The sequence below is a fragment of the Commensalibacter nepenthis genome, assembly GCF_029953305.1.
Lineage (GTDB): Bacteria > Pseudomonadota > Alphaproteobacteria > Acetobacterales > Acetobacteraceae > Commensalibacter > Commensalibacter nepenthis.
The window spans coordinates 1-13234 of the sequence record NZ_JASBAN010000006.1; the positions used below are offsets into that span (position 1 = coordinate 1).

The 13234-nt window shown below is 40.4% G+C and carries 15 protein-coding genes; 10 read left to right on the plus strand and 5 right to left on the minus strand.

What is annotated here, in order from left to right; all coding sequences use genetic code 11:
• Positions 1-54 precede the first annotated feature (54 nt).
• The gene (locus QJV33_RS11675) at positions 55-612 is read right to left on the minus strand and encodes a hypothetical protein (RefSeq protein WP_281463580.1); all 558 of its coding nucleotides are present in this window, start codon (positions 610-612) and stop codon (positions 55-57) included.
• 134 nt (positions 613-746) lie between these two features.
• On the minus strand, positions 747-920 hold the full coding sequence (locus QJV33_RS11680) for a hypothetical protein (RefSeq protein WP_281463581.1): 174 nt from the start codon (positions 918-920) through the stop codon (positions 747-749).
• A 525-nt stretch (positions 921-1445) separates the two neighbouring features.
• On the opposite strand from QJV33_RS11680, the gene QJV33_RS11685 reads away from it, so the two are divergent.
• From QJV33_RS11685 to QJV33_RS11730, 10 genes are all read left to right on the plus strand, one after another.
• Positions 1446-1889 (plus strand): hypothetical protein, encoded by a 444-nt coding sequence (locus tag QJV33_RS11685; protein WP_281463582.1) that lies wholly within the window; start codon positions 1446-1448, stop codon positions 1887-1889.
• Positions 1886-2143: a hypothetical protein gene (locus QJV33_RS11690; protein ID WP_281463583.1), complete on the plus strand. Its 258-nt coding sequence runs from the start codon at positions 1886-1888 to the stop codon at positions 2141-2143. The genes QJV33_RS11685 and QJV33_RS11690 overlap by 4 nt, the downstream gene beginning before the upstream one ends.
• Positions 2143-2433, plus strand: coding sequence for a hypothetical protein (locus QJV33_RS11695; RefSeq protein ID WP_281463584.1), 291 nt, complete (start codon positions 2143-2145; stop codon positions 2431-2433). Before QJV33_RS11690 ends, QJV33_RS11695 begins: the two co-directional genes overlap by 1 nt.
• On the plus strand, positions 2433-2807 hold the full coding sequence (locus QJV33_RS11700; RefSeq protein ID WP_281463585.1) for a hypothetical protein: 375 nt from the start codon (positions 2433-2435) through the stop codon (positions 2805-2807). Before QJV33_RS11695 ends, QJV33_RS11700 begins: the two co-directional genes overlap by 1 nt.
• Positions 2804-3508: a hypothetical protein gene (locus tag QJV33_RS11705; protein ID WP_281463586.1), complete on the plus strand. Its 705-nt coding sequence runs from the start codon at positions 2804-2806 to the stop codon at positions 3506-3508. The genes QJV33_RS11700 and QJV33_RS11705 overlap by 4 nt, the downstream gene beginning before the upstream one ends.
• Positions 3498-3719, plus strand: coding sequence for a hypothetical protein (locus tag QJV33_RS11710; RefSeq protein WP_281463587.1), 222 nt, complete (start codon positions 3498-3500; stop codon positions 3717-3719). Before QJV33_RS11705 ends, QJV33_RS11710 begins: the two co-directional genes overlap by 11 nt.
• 2 nt (positions 3720-3721) lie before the next feature.
• Positions 3722-3946, plus strand: coding sequence for a hypothetical protein (locus QJV33_RS11715; RefSeq protein ID WP_281463588.1), 225 nt, complete (start codon positions 3722-3724; stop codon positions 3944-3946).
• Positions 3947-4004: 58 nt separating this feature from the next.
• Positions 4005-4316 carry a hypothetical protein gene (locus QJV33_RS11720; RefSeq protein ID WP_281463589.1) on the plus strand — a complete coding sequence of 104 codons (312 nt, stop codon included), beginning with the start codon at positions 4005-4007 and terminating at the stop codon, positions 4314-4316.
• Positions 4309-6753 (plus strand): DUF927 domain-containing protein, encoded by a 2445-nt coding sequence (locus QJV33_RS11725; RefSeq protein ID WP_281463590.1) that lies wholly within the window; start codon positions 4309-4311, stop codon positions 6751-6753. Before QJV33_RS11720 ends, QJV33_RS11725 begins: the two co-directional genes overlap by 8 nt.
• A gap of 1095 nt (positions 6754-7848) precedes the next feature.
• Positions 7849-9039 (plus strand): tyrosine-type recombinase/integrase, encoded by a 1191-nt coding sequence (locus QJV33_RS11730; RefSeq protein WP_281463591.1) that lies wholly within the window; start codon positions 7849-7851, stop codon positions 9037-9039.
• A gap of 585 nt (positions 9040-9624) precedes the next feature.
• On the opposite strand, the gene QJV33_RS11735 is transcribed toward QJV33_RS11730, so the two are convergent.
• From QJV33_RS11735 to QJV33_RS11745, 3 genes are all read right to left on the minus strand, one after another.
• On the minus strand, positions 9625-10275 hold the full coding sequence (locus QJV33_RS11735) for a hypothetical protein (protein ID WP_281463592.1): 651 nt from the start codon (positions 10273-10275) through the stop codon (positions 9625-9627).
• Positions 10272-11288 (minus strand): hypothetical protein, encoded by a 1017-nt coding sequence (locus tag QJV33_RS11740; protein ID WP_281463593.1) that lies wholly within the window; start codon positions 11286-11288, stop codon positions 10272-10274. The genes QJV33_RS11735 and QJV33_RS11740 overlap by 4 nt, the downstream gene beginning before the upstream one ends.
• A 16-nt stretch (positions 11289-11304) precedes the next feature.
• A partial coding sequence (locus QJV33_RS11745) for a type VI secretion system tip protein VgrG (protein ID WP_281463594.1) occupies positions 11305-13234 on the minus strand: 1930 nt, incomplete at its 5' end.

Here is a 13234-nt window from a genome sequence, read left to right on the forward strand (position 1 = left end):
TTAGCACGTATTCGATTATTCTTTTTTACTTTCCCACCGTCAATTACAGTGAAGTTAGGTTTTATCTTTTCCATTCTTGGCACCACTTACCAATTTTAGCTTTGGGGCTTGAGATTGTGCAAGGTCACGTTTTATCTTTGGTAAGTGCGTGCCGATTAAAGGGTTCATATAATAGGTAATGCCGCGCCCCTCTTTCTTTTTAATAATTGCACCAACGCTTTCAAGTTCTGACATGATAGAGCTTATATTATTTGGTGTTATTTCTAACTCGTTTGCTAGCTCTTGGCGTGAACGTCTGATTTGTCCTGTGTTAATATCAAGATAATCTATTAAAGCTATCCAAAGGCTTTTTGCTTCTCCTGACCGCTTACTGTTTTTCCCTAGCCATTGACCAACAAGTCTATATTCTGTCGTTCCAATCATAGCGAATGCCCATCTATTGTAATCATTAACATTATCATCTTTTTGTATTTGATAGATCATAGCAGAAATATGATCTTTTAATTGTGGACGTGTAATAGCCAACATTTCAAGCTGCTCTATTTCTTCCTTAACTATTTGTTCTTTTTGTCGTTGCGGATTAGTCTTCAATCTTTTGATATCGGCTGACATGGGGATAACTCCGAAATAGGTCACATATATGATACTAACTGGTGACATATATGTGACCTATCGTCAAGCTGTTTTTTACGGAATACCAACGATAGATTGAGTTTTCCACAGGTGCTAGATATAAATAGATAAATTTAATCTCCCTGTAGTCCCTCTTTTTTGGGGATAAATCGATCTATTCGATCTTTTGTTTTGTCATAATAGTCCCATTTAGTATCAAACAGTCCCATCAGGAACATATCAAAGCTACATAAAATCGATTTAAACGCTCTTACAGCATCATTTTGATGTTTCTGGTATAATTCCATACGAAACATACTAATTCGCAATTCTGAGCAAACCTAGTGCCATTAACGTGGATGTTTTAAACACTTCTAAAAATAAATATCAATTATCAAACTCAAAACTATCATTTGACATGATTGGCTGTTTCTTGGGAAAAACGCATCAATCTTTAAAATAAATTGGTAGTAAAAGTAACATAAAATGAGAGAAAACAAGGGGTTTATTGATGTAGTGAAAATGAATTAATACTTTTAATTAAAATTCAAGTGTTGTATTATATGTAAATGACTAATTCGCATAAAAAAAGCCTGCTTTGGACGGCAATCCAAAAACAAGCCTTTTTTATTATCATTAATATCGTTTCTGTTCTGTTTTTTGCATCAACCAACAGAGACGATCAATCAAACCCAAAGAAAGGGGATTTGTTGTGTTTTATTATAATTATTCGGACGCTAAGAGTCCAGTTCGATTTGATAATCTCCATGTGCTTCAAGGTAGGAATAGCCTAAAAAAAACGGCTAATACCTTGGGTTACATGGAGGTTATCCATGTGTAAAAAAAATATATCAAATAGATATAAAAAACCGCAAAAGAGTACCGTTTCTACTCAGAATAGAGAATCATTTTCGATTCGTTTAAATAATAATTCCGACGCTTGGTTGATTAGTTACGCAACGAGTATTCTTGATTTGATTAAGAAACAAGAAGCGGTTCAATTTGTTGATGATCTGATAGGCGATGATGAAGCGCGTAACCATTGTATTCTTGATGAAGCCCACCGTAAAAGCCAAGAGTTCAATCAAACCATCAATTCAGAAATCTCTCAAATGGCGCAATTCCAAGCCTTTACGATGGCAGGGTTACAAGCCAAAGCAAGGGTTTTAAAGGCAATCTCAAGCCCGCTTGCGTTTGATGAGGGGTTTATTTCATACGAAGTGAATATGCTGTTTACCTCCCTACTGATGGATACATTGGCGGGGGTTCAGCCATGATTGATGGATTAACCAAGCCTAAATCCCTACAAGTCTTGATTGCTAATGATATTCAAACGTCAAATACAAGCATTGAACATGCTTGCGAAGTCATGGATTGCCTAATTGATACGTTAGAGCGTGGCATGAAAGAACATCAACATTTTGAGGGATATATTGAGGAATATATCAACCGTGCGCGCTGGGTAATCTCTAAAATCTTTGATGATGCCAATAGCATTCAACAGGCAGTCAAAGAGAGTGAGGCTGTGTGATGATTGAAGTTCCTCAAAAGCTCTTAGATCAAAACGTGATGCAAAGTGCTGCGATTATGGCTATTCAAACGCCTCGCATGGTTGAGATCATTGCTGTTCTTATCGAAAAAGCAGAAAAAGGACGACAAGAAGAACAAGTCTTTGATGGGGCAACTGAAGCCTTACTAGCTCAGTTAAAAACCATTCTATATGGATTATCGCTTAGATCAGAAAATCTATATAATTGCTTACTTAAAGCAGGATATGAAGAACAATTAGAAGTTGCCGAACAATGTAGCTGGGTGCTGTGATGAACGATCAATCTTATCATGATGAAGTCTTACTGAGCAGCATTAAAGAGCTTAGCAACTGGATCAGTCAACGCTTTACGCTACAGGAAGAATTAAAGCTCGCAAGGGCAAAGGCTCCAAAGTCTGAAAAGGTGATTGAGAAGAAACTTAAGCAAATACGGTGCTTGTCGCAAGATATATTGGATCGGGCTTTATACATTAAGAGGCAACAACCAACAGATCATACTCTTAATCGGAAACGCTGGGCGGTTTTACGCGAATTATTCGAAGCCGAAGAAAAGCAACTTAACGGGCTATGTGCCAGTCCAACGCTCGCCCTATCGATCATTACAGACTGGAAAAAAGAACCAACAATCAAGGAAACTCAACAATGACACATGAACAATCAAGAGCTTTGACCAAAGAAGAACGTAACTTTTTATCATGGTGCTACAAGCTGGAAAACAAAGACGAAAACGCCATTAACAACGATGTTGCGCTTCATAGCGTGGCTGCCTTTAAAGCAACTAGCGGTGATTGTCTAAGTGATCGTTTACGTGCTGCGATTGCGGTCATGGAAACAGAGCCAGATAGTCCCAGAAAAGCCCTCTATATGGCTGTAATGCAAGACTTTGCTAGAGAATTATACGAGGAGGGAGGCGGTTTCATTGAAAGAGATACGCTGGAGAATGTTGGGGCAAGATATGACGGTAATGGTGAAATCGATTATAATTTTGAGCTTGTGTATAAAGAACCAAGACTTATTAGCACTGGCGAACCAAGCGAAGATCAAATCGATCATAGCCCTGTGACGGATCGTGAATGTGATCAAATTGCTTTTAACGATTACTGCATAATGGTTGTAGCAAATCCAATGGCAAGGATTGACGATATTGAAGCATTAAACACGATTGCAGACTTTGAAAATCCTGATGAACATGAGAAATCTTGTCGTCTATCAGCTGCCATTCGGTTGTTAAGGCTACAAGCCCCCACTCCAACAGCCAGGGTCATTATGGCAGCATTAAAGGACAGTAAAGATCAAATTGGGATCATGTCTAAAATAGACGGGATAGAGGTTAATTATGATTATTGATTACAAAAAGCTCGAGGCATCGGCAGAGCTTATTCATATTGATGATGCTTGTGCCATCCTTAATCGCTCAAGACCGTCAGTAACCCGCTTTATTCGACTGCACAGCGTTGAAAGGGTGATGGATGGTAAAAAGTCCTACGTGACAAAAGAAAGCCTCACACGGGCTTTAAAAGGCATCAATGCTGTGTCTAAAGAATTGCTGGAGGCGTAATCATGTTCATTAATTTTAAACGATTAGAGCAAGCCCCTGAACAGTTACAGATTGGCGATATTGGCTTAATCATCGAGCGTCAATATTCTGCAACAAGAACATTTATTCGTAATAGTAAAATAAAAGCAGCTCGTAAAGGTCGTAACAAGTTTATCAAGAAATCTGATTTGCTGACTTATTTTAATCGCAATAACTGGTTGCCTAGTGGCTTTCTACAAGAACAATAAGCAAAAAAATAGCCCGCTAGTGACGGGCTTTTTTTCACTTTTAACAGGAAGTTAAGAAATGAAAAATAAAAAAATCAATTTCAACTATGTTAGCACGCTCGCTTTAAAAAACATAGAGGCAATTTTAAGAAATTGGTTGCCAGATGGTCGAAATATTGGGGGCGAATGGGTGGCACGCAATCCCACCAGGTCAGATCATAAGGCAGGATCGTTCAAGATTAACTTACGTTCTGGGCGGTGGTCGGACTTTGCCACTGGTGATCGTGGGGGTGATTTGATTGCGCTTGCTGCCTATTTGTTTGGATTATCGCAAGGGGAAGCTGCAAGAAAATTAGCGGATATGTTGGGAATTGAGGCAATAAATGAATAATAAACAATCTCATGATCCATTTGAGCCTTTACCAAATGTTATTCCTATCAACAAGAATGATCTTGAAAGAGGCAAAGATCAGGTTAATGATCCAAATTGGCAGCCCATCATTCCCGCCCCTTGTGAGCCTGTGAAGCCTGATAATGCCTCTATGATGTGGGTATATAGAGATGCTGCGGGGAAGCCTGTCACAGCACGCATACGCTTTGAAAAGGACGGGAAAAAGGATGTTCTACCCTTTACCTATGGACGCAAAAGGCAGGATCAGGAAAGTGAATGGATCGAGAGCTGGCACTACAAAGCCCCTAAAGGGAAAGCCATTCTTTATCAGTTGGATCAGATCGTAAGCCGTGCAACTGATCCTATTTTACTGGTTGAGGGTGAAAAGACAGCTGATGCAGCCTCTAAGATTTATCCTGGTTATGTAGTGACGACCACGCAAGGGGGCAGCAATGCAGCCCAAAAGACCGATTGGACGGCTCTCAAGGGGCGTGAAATTGTTTTGTGGGGGGATAATGACGAGGCAGGGCAACATTACATTCAAGAAGTGATAAACGCACTAGGCAGCGTTTTTTGTGCCTCTATTGGGGTGGTTTTAACAAATGATGTTCGTATTCCCAAAAAATGGGATTTAGCAGATGCTTTGCCAGTTTCTTTGCATGTTCAAGATGAGCGGGCGTTTTATGATGAATGGATCCAAAAGAAACGGGAAATCTTAACAGCTAAAGTCAAGATGCCCTCTGGTGTTTACGTTAATGAAAACAAGTTATTTTTATCTTATGAAACAAAGGATGGAGAGCTTAAAAGCAAAATGTTATCTGACCTTCTATTCGTTAAAGGACGGGTTGCGGATCAGTGGGATAATGGACACGGACTGATTATCGGTTTTAAAAGCCATTCTGGGCGTTTTAAGGATATTGTTTTACCTTTGGCTTTATTGGCTGATCCAAAGCTATTTAAACGCTATTTGTTGGATGCTGGCTTTGTGGTGAATGATGCCGATGAGTTGGCTAATTGCTTGAATGAAATCAAAGTAGATCGACTTTATAGAACCATCGACCAAGCGGGCTGGAATGAGAATAAAGACCATCAATGGGCGTTTGTCTTGCCCACAAAGGAACGCTGGGGCTGTAAAGATTTTTATTCACGAGAATATACAGATAATCGCTTATTTGCTCGTAATGGCTTTATGAGTGACTGGCAACGTGAGATCGGTCAATATGTGGGAGTTAATAGCCGTTTATGCTTTGCCTGTTGCGTGGGGTTGGCTGGATTGCTTCTTAATCCATTAGGAAAGCAAGGGACAGGTTTTCATTTTGTGGGGTCGTCCAGTATTGGTAAAACAACGATTGCAAATCTTGTTGCAAGCCTATATGGAAAGCCAAAAGATCAGATTAAATCGTGGAAAACCACCGCCAATGGATTGGAACAGATCGCCTCTGATTTAAGCCATACCGTGCTTATTTTGGATGAAATGAGCGAGGTCACAAGTGATGTTGCTTTTGATACGTCCTATATGCTGGCGAATGGATCAGGCAAGCAAAGAGCCATGCCAACGGGGGATACAAGACCTGTTAAGAAATGGTTATTAAACTTTATCAGCACTGGAGAGATCACGCTTAAAGCCAAACTGGCAGAGGGTAAGCGCAAAGCGAATGCAGGACAAGAAGCACGTTTGATTAATATACCCGCAGATTGTGGGCAAGGCTTGGGTGTGTTGGATGTTGTGCCTGATCGGTTCAAGGGTGCAAAAGCCTTTATTGACCATTTAAACCATGAGGCAAGTTGCTTTTATGGTGAAGTTGGACGGGGTTTTATTGGGTTCTTGGCTGATAAGCTCAATAGTGATGATCGGGGATATTTTCCATATTTGAAAGATAGAATAAAAGCCCTTGTTCAAGAATGGACACCAGAGGGCGCAGATACACAGATTGTCAGAGTTGCTGAAAAGTTCGCTTTGGCTGCGATTGTGGGCGAGGAAGCAACAGAACAAGGATTGACTGGCTGGGAAGCTGCACAAGCAACACAGGCTTGTAAGACATGCTTTGAGGCTTGGCTTGAACATCGCGGTGGGGCTGAAAATGAAGAAGTCATTCAAGCGATTGATAATGTCAAAGAGTTCATCGCTAAATATGGAGAAAGTCGGTTTTCTTTGTTGGTTGGAACTAATGGGCTTGAAGAAGACCCAACCAGTAAAACGTCTAATCGTGTAGGGTATCGCAAACAAGATCATCTTACCAAAGAATGGGAATACTGGGTATATCCTCAATGTTGGAAAGAGATATGCGGTGGGATTGATGGGGCGTTTGTTGCTCGTGTCCTTGCTGATAAAGGTTTGCTTGATCGTGGAACGGAGAAAAAATCATTTCAAAAGCGGGTAAGTATAGGGAAAAGTCAAAAGCGAATGTATGTTTTAACGAATAAGATAACAGAATGATTTTTTTTAGTTGTCTAGGTTGTCTAGGATATAAAAATAGCAGATTATCAATGGGTGTAGGGGGTTTTTCATTTTAGCAAGAAAAGCCTCTTTTTTTTATTCTGTATAAAAAATTAGCAGAAAACCGCCATTAATGCAGCCTAGACAACTGCTTTTTTTGCCTAGACAACTCAAAGCACCGCTACAGCCCGCAGTTTTCCTTGTCCTAGACAACCTAGACAACCTAGACAACCATTTTTTATATAAGGGGTCGTGTGTGCGCGTGCGTGCGTATGCGCGTGGGCAACGTATATATATTTTGATTTTGGTTGTCTAGGTTGTCTAGGCACTATTATTATTATTATTATTTTAAAAGAAATATATATATATATAGGTAAAGTGCTGTCTACAGCATAGTTACGATATAAAAATATTTCTAGACAACTGCCTAGACAACCTAGACAACTCGATGAATTAAATTATTTAAAAATGGCTGTTTACTGGGGTTTTTATTTTCCTCATAGGTTGTCTAGGTTCAAAGAATGTGACTTTACTGCCGTTTGTTTGGTTGTCTAGGTTGTCTAGTTAATCCCACCGTGTATCTGTTTTGGTGTATGGGATCGATAAACATAAACCCCTTTGATGTGGGCGGAAAATCCCGCTTACCTATCCCGTTGGTTTGACGGGTTTGAAAGGCAACACCCCTGAAAATCTGTGTAGTTCATAATAGCGTTATTGATTGTGACGGAATTAGACCGATAAGCCCTTTCAATAGGAAAATCATGTAATACAGTTCAAATTGAAACGATGATGCAATCTTCAATTAAAACGGTTGATTTTGTATGACATGCAATCTCGATGATTTTCACCGACATTCATTTACAGGGCTTGAGATTGTTTATCTGGTTGAAGATTGCTTTATTTTGATGATTTGAAGATTTTTAATCAAAAATTATCATTTTTTGTGTTGATAAGTAATACGATAAGTAACACATTGCTTTTTGTGAAAACGCTACAAGTATTGACAAAGCATGGTTTTTATAGTATAGTAACAGAATAAAGTATTCTAACACCAAAAACACCCCCCTCCACAGAAAATCATCAGAGCTTCAAAAAATGTCACGTTTAGCCCCCAATCAACTCTCAGAAAAGAAGATTAACAGGCTCAAAGAGGGTATGCACTCTGACGGAGGCAATCTCTATCTTTCCATTCGAGGCAATTCCAGAGCATGGGTCTTTCGGTTCAAAAGTCCAACCACAGGCAGGATCAGAATGTTAGGACTTGGGTCATTACCCGATGTGACATTGGATCATGCTAGAGAGATTGCCCGTCAATCTCGTGAAATGCTTCGGAATGATTTGGATCCCTTGCAACAAAAGCAAGCGGGTAAGTTAGCAGTTAAAGAAAACCGTAAAACCTTTGAGATGGTGGCGAAGGAATATATTGAAGATCGATCCAAGAGATGGCGAGGCAAAAGCACCAAGGCAGAAATAGAGGCTTTGTTTGTGAATTACCTTTACCCAGTCTTTGAGGGGCGTTCTATTCAGTCTATTACGCCCGATGATGTGCGTATCTTGCTTAAAAAGATTTGGTATGAAAAGACCGTGACAGGGGCAAAGCTGCAAGGCTTGCTTGATCGGGTGTTTAAATATGCACAAGCTCGCGGTTGGTTCTATGGCGATAATCCCGCCAAATGGACGGGATTTCTTGAAACCATCCTGCCAAAGCCCTCAGATTTTAAAAAGGTCGAGCATCGCAAAGCCTATGACTGGCAACAGATCAGCACGCTTTATAAGCGTTTGAAGTCCATCAATGACATTCCCAATCTAGCAGCTCGTTTCATTTGCCTGACCGCTTGTCGTTCAGCTGAGGGGCGGGAAATGCGCGTTGATGAAATTGACTTCAAAGACAAGGTGTGGACATTGCCAGAGGAACGCAGCAAGACCAACAATGAACATCGTGTGCCATTGTCTGATGAGGCGTTGGACGTGATTAAGCGTGCTATGGCAATCAATAACAATCAAGGCGAATATGTATTTCAAAATAGTAACGGTAAGCCTATTTATAACAAAGCGGTATTGATTGCCGTCAAAGACGCAGCCAATGACCCAGACATGACCCTGCACGGGTTTAGATCGTCCTTTAGAGACTGGGGCAGTGAAGCCACCAACACACAAGCAGAAATCCTCGAAATGGCCCTAGGACATGCCATCAAGTCAAAGGTCGAAAGTGCTTATAGACGGGGCGACTTACTCGATAAAAGGCGCGACCTCATGAGCCAATGGGCTAAGTTCGTTAAGGGGTGAACGAAACGCTCACCCCTTATGGATCAATGATACAGCCAAAAGATTTAAAGAGGATAACACAAAAGTCCTATCATAGGGAGGGGGGTGTCTTCGGGTCCTTCCTACGGGTTTTGGCAGCGCAGGTATTTCGAACCCAAAATAAGCCCTAGCTACATGCAAAAAAAAGGGGTGCAGTTGCACCCCTAATAAATTGCTACAGGATTAGAGTTTCCTTATCAAAACAGGGTGCAACCCCCGTTGCAATTTGGTTGCAGGCGTTCCACTCTAAAAATAATATATAAATGACAGAATACAGCCATTAACTAGGAATATAGAGGGTGCAACCAAACTGCAACCTAGTTGCACTTTGATTTACAATAGGTTGCAGCTTGAAAAAATAAAGAGAAATTAAAGGAGTTTTGCGGCCAGTACGCGCACGCGCGCGAGAGAAAATCACCAATAAACGCTAGTAAAGTAAGGTTCTAAGCGTTATATAAAAACGTATCATTACAAAAAATATCCAATAACTCTAAAATAAATAACGTTTACAAATAGGAACATATTAATCCATTAAACAAGATGTTTTAGATTGAAAGGAAGATAACCTCACCACCAGCTATAAACCTTCGGCTGAGGTTGTTGCTTAGCTTCCTCTATCATTTGTTCGTAAGGTGTAAGAAAAGTTGTAAATCCATTATCTAATGTCAAAGAAAACCATGCAAATTTTTGTTGTTCCAGATCAGAAGCTGAATAATATTCAACTTGAGCTATAATGCTTACTTTTTGCCCATTATAGATAAAATGCCCTATAAAAAAATTTATAAAATTACCTGTGACAGCTGCAATATCAGAAGATTGATATTGCATCCTCTTTGAAAAATCAGCGTTATTAGTAATAATATTAGTAATGATTTTTTGAACTTTTTCCTTATCATCTTTGTATTTAAATGTATCTTTAATTTCAAACAAAGAACTATTTTTTATAAAACTAAAGCGTTTATCTTTATTCATAATCATCAAGAGCATATCTCTGCTCATAAAATCAGGACGAACTTTATAAACAAGCGATTGAAGCGTTGGATATTGTTTATCCGTATGAAAATAAAATTGCCCTGTTTTCAGATAAGACGTCACATCTATTTTTTCTTCATCACTATCATACATATATACTCGCCCAATCTGTGACATCCCAAATAATCCCCCTATTATTAAAAAAATAAAAATACCAATAAATATAAACAGCTTCTTCTTGGTCATTCAGCATCTACCTTGCTAACACCTTGTATCCCAGGTTTCGCAACATAACGTCCCTCGGGTAGATTACTAGGGGATGTTCCACATTTCACAGGATGAACCGCACCACTATCCATCCATATTGCCCCTTTTCCTTTTTTATAACTCTCTCTTTGCCTATATTCTTCTTGTAACCTCTGACAGCTTGCTTCCTCTTCTTTGCTCATCAATAACCCAAGCGTATATGGATGGTTACATCCTCTAAGCGTGCTCCGATCATCACGACTACCCCATGTATCTGCATAATCTGATTTCTTTTGAAATCCATAGACAGGGATTTGTAAATGATTGGCCATTCCCTCTGCAAGGCTAGGTTGACCATGATTAGGCGCACAAGTTCGACATGCCCAAGAGTGCAATTTTGCTTTTTTATGAAACCCCTCTTTGCTCCATGCGGATATTCCATTTTCCATCGTTAATTGATAAGGCACATCCTCATCCAAATGATCTGCCATTAAAAATCGACCTGGAATACCATGCGTAAAAATATCCAATCGCCCTATTTTATACTCGCTTCTGGGATAATCCTTACCTTGGTTAATATACTGGGTAATTTCAGCCAACCCTTTCTCTAAAACACATAACCTGATTTCTTTGACTTGGTTTTTTAAACTTTGATTTTGTGCAAGATCATTATAAACAGCCATTAAATCTTGTTTCATCAACGCTTGTTGTTCGGGCGTGTAATAAGTCGGTTTAGCATTTAAAATAGCCATCGTAATCACAATATGACAATTCGAAAAATCTCCTAAGACTTCATGAGGAATGAATTCTTCTTTAATCATTCTCAATGCCTGCCCTGCAAAAACCAGACGACTATTCGGGGATTGATTATAAATATTTCCTGCCAAAGAAATCAGCTCTATCTTAGTGCGCGATAGATTAACATTGGTTTGATTAACCTGACCTTGTTCCGCTTTCTCCGTTTTTGCTGAGGAATATTTTTTATCTTCTACGCTATTTGTTTCTTCAACCATTTTGTTTCCCCCAACCCTAATCTTTTTTCAAATGCACTTTAATATCGTTGGATCCAGTAGAAACAAATACTGCTGTTTTTCCTTCTTCATCAGTCATTCCATGACCTGTGCTGCCATCTCCATAAGTCACTTCATAAGGCATATTTGCAAAGGGAACGCCTTCATCATCTTTAAAAATAAACTGCCTATTTTGTTGCTCTGCAGGAATTGGCAAGGGCGGAATTGTTAAAGACATTGAACCTGGGGACTGCTTTTGAACGACAGCGGTTCTTTCAATGATATGGTCAGGTGCGTTGATGATGATTTGATCGGTATTCATGTGAATGAAGCTGTTTTTCCCGCAAACCACATTGATCTCTGTAGGTGAGTAAAGTGTCAGTTTTCCATCATGTGACGTAATTTGGATATCTTGCTTAGCGTCAAGGTTCATGACGTTTGTTTGTGCCTGTAGTTCAACTTTGCCATAGCCTGCCACGGCTCTAAGATCTTTGTTGTGAGCAAAGAGCGATATTTCATTTGACGCTGCCATGGTGACGTTGTTTTTAGCGTTGAGGCTAACATCTTTGCCTGCTGTAGTAATAACGTTCCTGCCTGCATTATGCTGGATCGTGGATGGTGTAGTCTGTGCAATCCCTGCTGGGGCTGAGATGAGAACACTGGCTTGTTGTAACATCGTGATGGCACTTTCAATCAGTGTCATGAGGTTTGATGTGTCCAACCCCGTAGCCTTTGACGCATCTGCTGCTTCTCTAAGCTGCTTGGCTTGGTTTAACGCGCTACTTAACTGTCCTGTCGCCTCGATCATATCCAGTGAGGTCGAACTTGCCTTTTGTCGTCCATCTGCACTGATAAAGATGCCGTTATTAGCCCTGATAGCCCCCCATTTGTCCGTTCTCAGTTCAAAGCCTTCACCTCGTTGTTGTCTGGAACTATCGACGAGGTGTCCCATATTAAGCTGGGTCTTACCACCATATTCTGTAGAGAGTTTGATATGTTCTTTGCCTCGCTCATCCTCCATCCGTAGTTTATTGTTCGATGGGGTTCTTAGAACGTTTCTTTTGTAATTTTGAATAGTGACATGATCCCCATTAGATGAATCATGCAAAGCATAAGCAATATAGGGTCTGTCTGGGTCGCCATCTTCAAAAGCAATCGCAACCTCTGTCCCGTCTAAGAGTGGCCAGTGAAAACCATACGTGCCGCCACTATAGGGCTTTGCTAACCGAACCCACAGGCTTTCTTTACCCTTATCCCATGTGTCTAAGTCAAAATCAAAATAGACCTTATAGCGTCCCATTTCGTCAATATGGCTATACGTATCAAACTTCTCCGTGCTGCTTACTCTGGCTGGAATGGTGCCTGCAATATGCGGACGTTCAAGAAGTTTAGGTCTAAAGCCTATTTGATCGCTATAGGGGATAGCTTCAAAGCTCATCTCATATTTGCCATCTCTTGAGCCTTTATTGGTGGTAGAGACAATGAGAAAGCCATATTTTAAGGCTGGATCTTCTGATCCCCCTTCAAGATCAAGAACTTTTCCAGGATAAAGTGAGGGATCATTGGTCTTTCCTGTAATTCTGACTTGATTGTTTTTATAGCGTTCATTATGAAGCCTTGCATGAAAAGACCCCGTTTCGATTTCGGGGTCTATGTCAGCACCTCTTTCTAAATACCGATCCCCATAATGATAGGGCACCCCATAAGTCGTCTGATCGGGCTGCCACTCATCGGTCTGGCTATTTTGGGTGGCATTAGCGGTTCTGTAGTTATAGTCCTTCACCTTAGCCCCAGCCTGCACCACGTTATGATGGACAGATAACCCCCATACAGAGAGCATGGCATTATCATTCATGCCAGATCCTGCAGGATTGCGCACAGGAAGGCTATTCCCAAAGACATACTTGGACTGGTCATCAGAGAACACCACCACGTCTAGCTCAAGTCTG

Excerpts from the sequence above, each read along its gene's own strand:
- QJV33_RS11675 (WP_281463580.1), bottom strand. The coding sequence starts at position 612 with ATGTCAGCCGATATCAAAAGATTGAAGACTAATCCGCAACGACAAAAA.
- QJV33_RS11680 (WP_281463581.1), bottom strand. The coding sequence starts at position 920 with ATGGAATTATACCAGAAACATCAAAATGATGCTGTAAGAGCGTTTAAA.
- QJV33_RS11685 (WP_281463582.1), top strand. The coding sequence starts at position 1,446 with ATGTGTAAAAAAAATATATCAAATAGATATAAAAAACCGCAAAAGAGT.
- QJV33_RS11690 (WP_281463583.1), top strand. The coding sequence starts at position 1,886 with ATGATTGATGGATTAACCAAGCCTAAATCCCTACAAGTCTTGATTGCT.
- QJV33_RS11695 (WP_281463584.1), top strand. The coding sequence starts at position 2,143 with ATGATTGAAGTTCCTCAAAAGCTCTTAGATCAAAACGTGATGCAAAGT.
- QJV33_RS11700 (WP_281463585.1), top strand. The coding sequence starts at position 2,433 with ATGAACGATCAATCTTATCATGATGAAGTCTTACTGAGCAGCATTAAA.
- QJV33_RS11705 (WP_281463586.1), top strand. The coding sequence starts at position 2,804 with ATGACACATGAACAATCAAGAGCTTTGACCAAAGAAGAACGTAACTTT.
- QJV33_RS11710 (WP_281463587.1), top strand. The coding sequence starts at position 3,498 with ATGATTATTGATTACAAAAAGCTCGAGGCATCGGCAGAGCTTATTCAT.
- QJV33_RS11715 (WP_281463588.1), top strand. The coding sequence starts at position 3,722 with ATGTTCATTAATTTTAAACGATTAGAGCAAGCCCCTGAACAGTTACAG.
- QJV33_RS11720 (WP_281463589.1), top strand. The coding sequence starts at position 4,005 with ATGAAAAATAAAAAAATCAATTTCAACTATGTTAGCACGCTCGCTTTA.
- QJV33_RS11725 (WP_281463590.1), top strand. The coding sequence starts at position 4,309 with ATGAATAATAAACAATCTCATGATCCATTTGAGCCTTTACCAAATGTT.
- QJV33_RS11730 (WP_281463591.1), top strand. The coding sequence starts at position 7,849 with ATGTCACGTTTAGCCCCCAATCAACTCTCAGAAAAGAAGATTAACAGG.
- QJV33_RS11735 (WP_281463592.1), bottom strand. The coding sequence starts at position 10,275 with ATGACCAAGAAGAAGCTGTTTATATTTATTGGTATTTTTATTTTTTTA.
- QJV33_RS11740 (WP_281463593.1), bottom strand. The coding sequence starts at position 11,288 with ATGGTTGAAGAAACAAATAGCGTAGAAGATAAAAAATATTCCTCAGCA.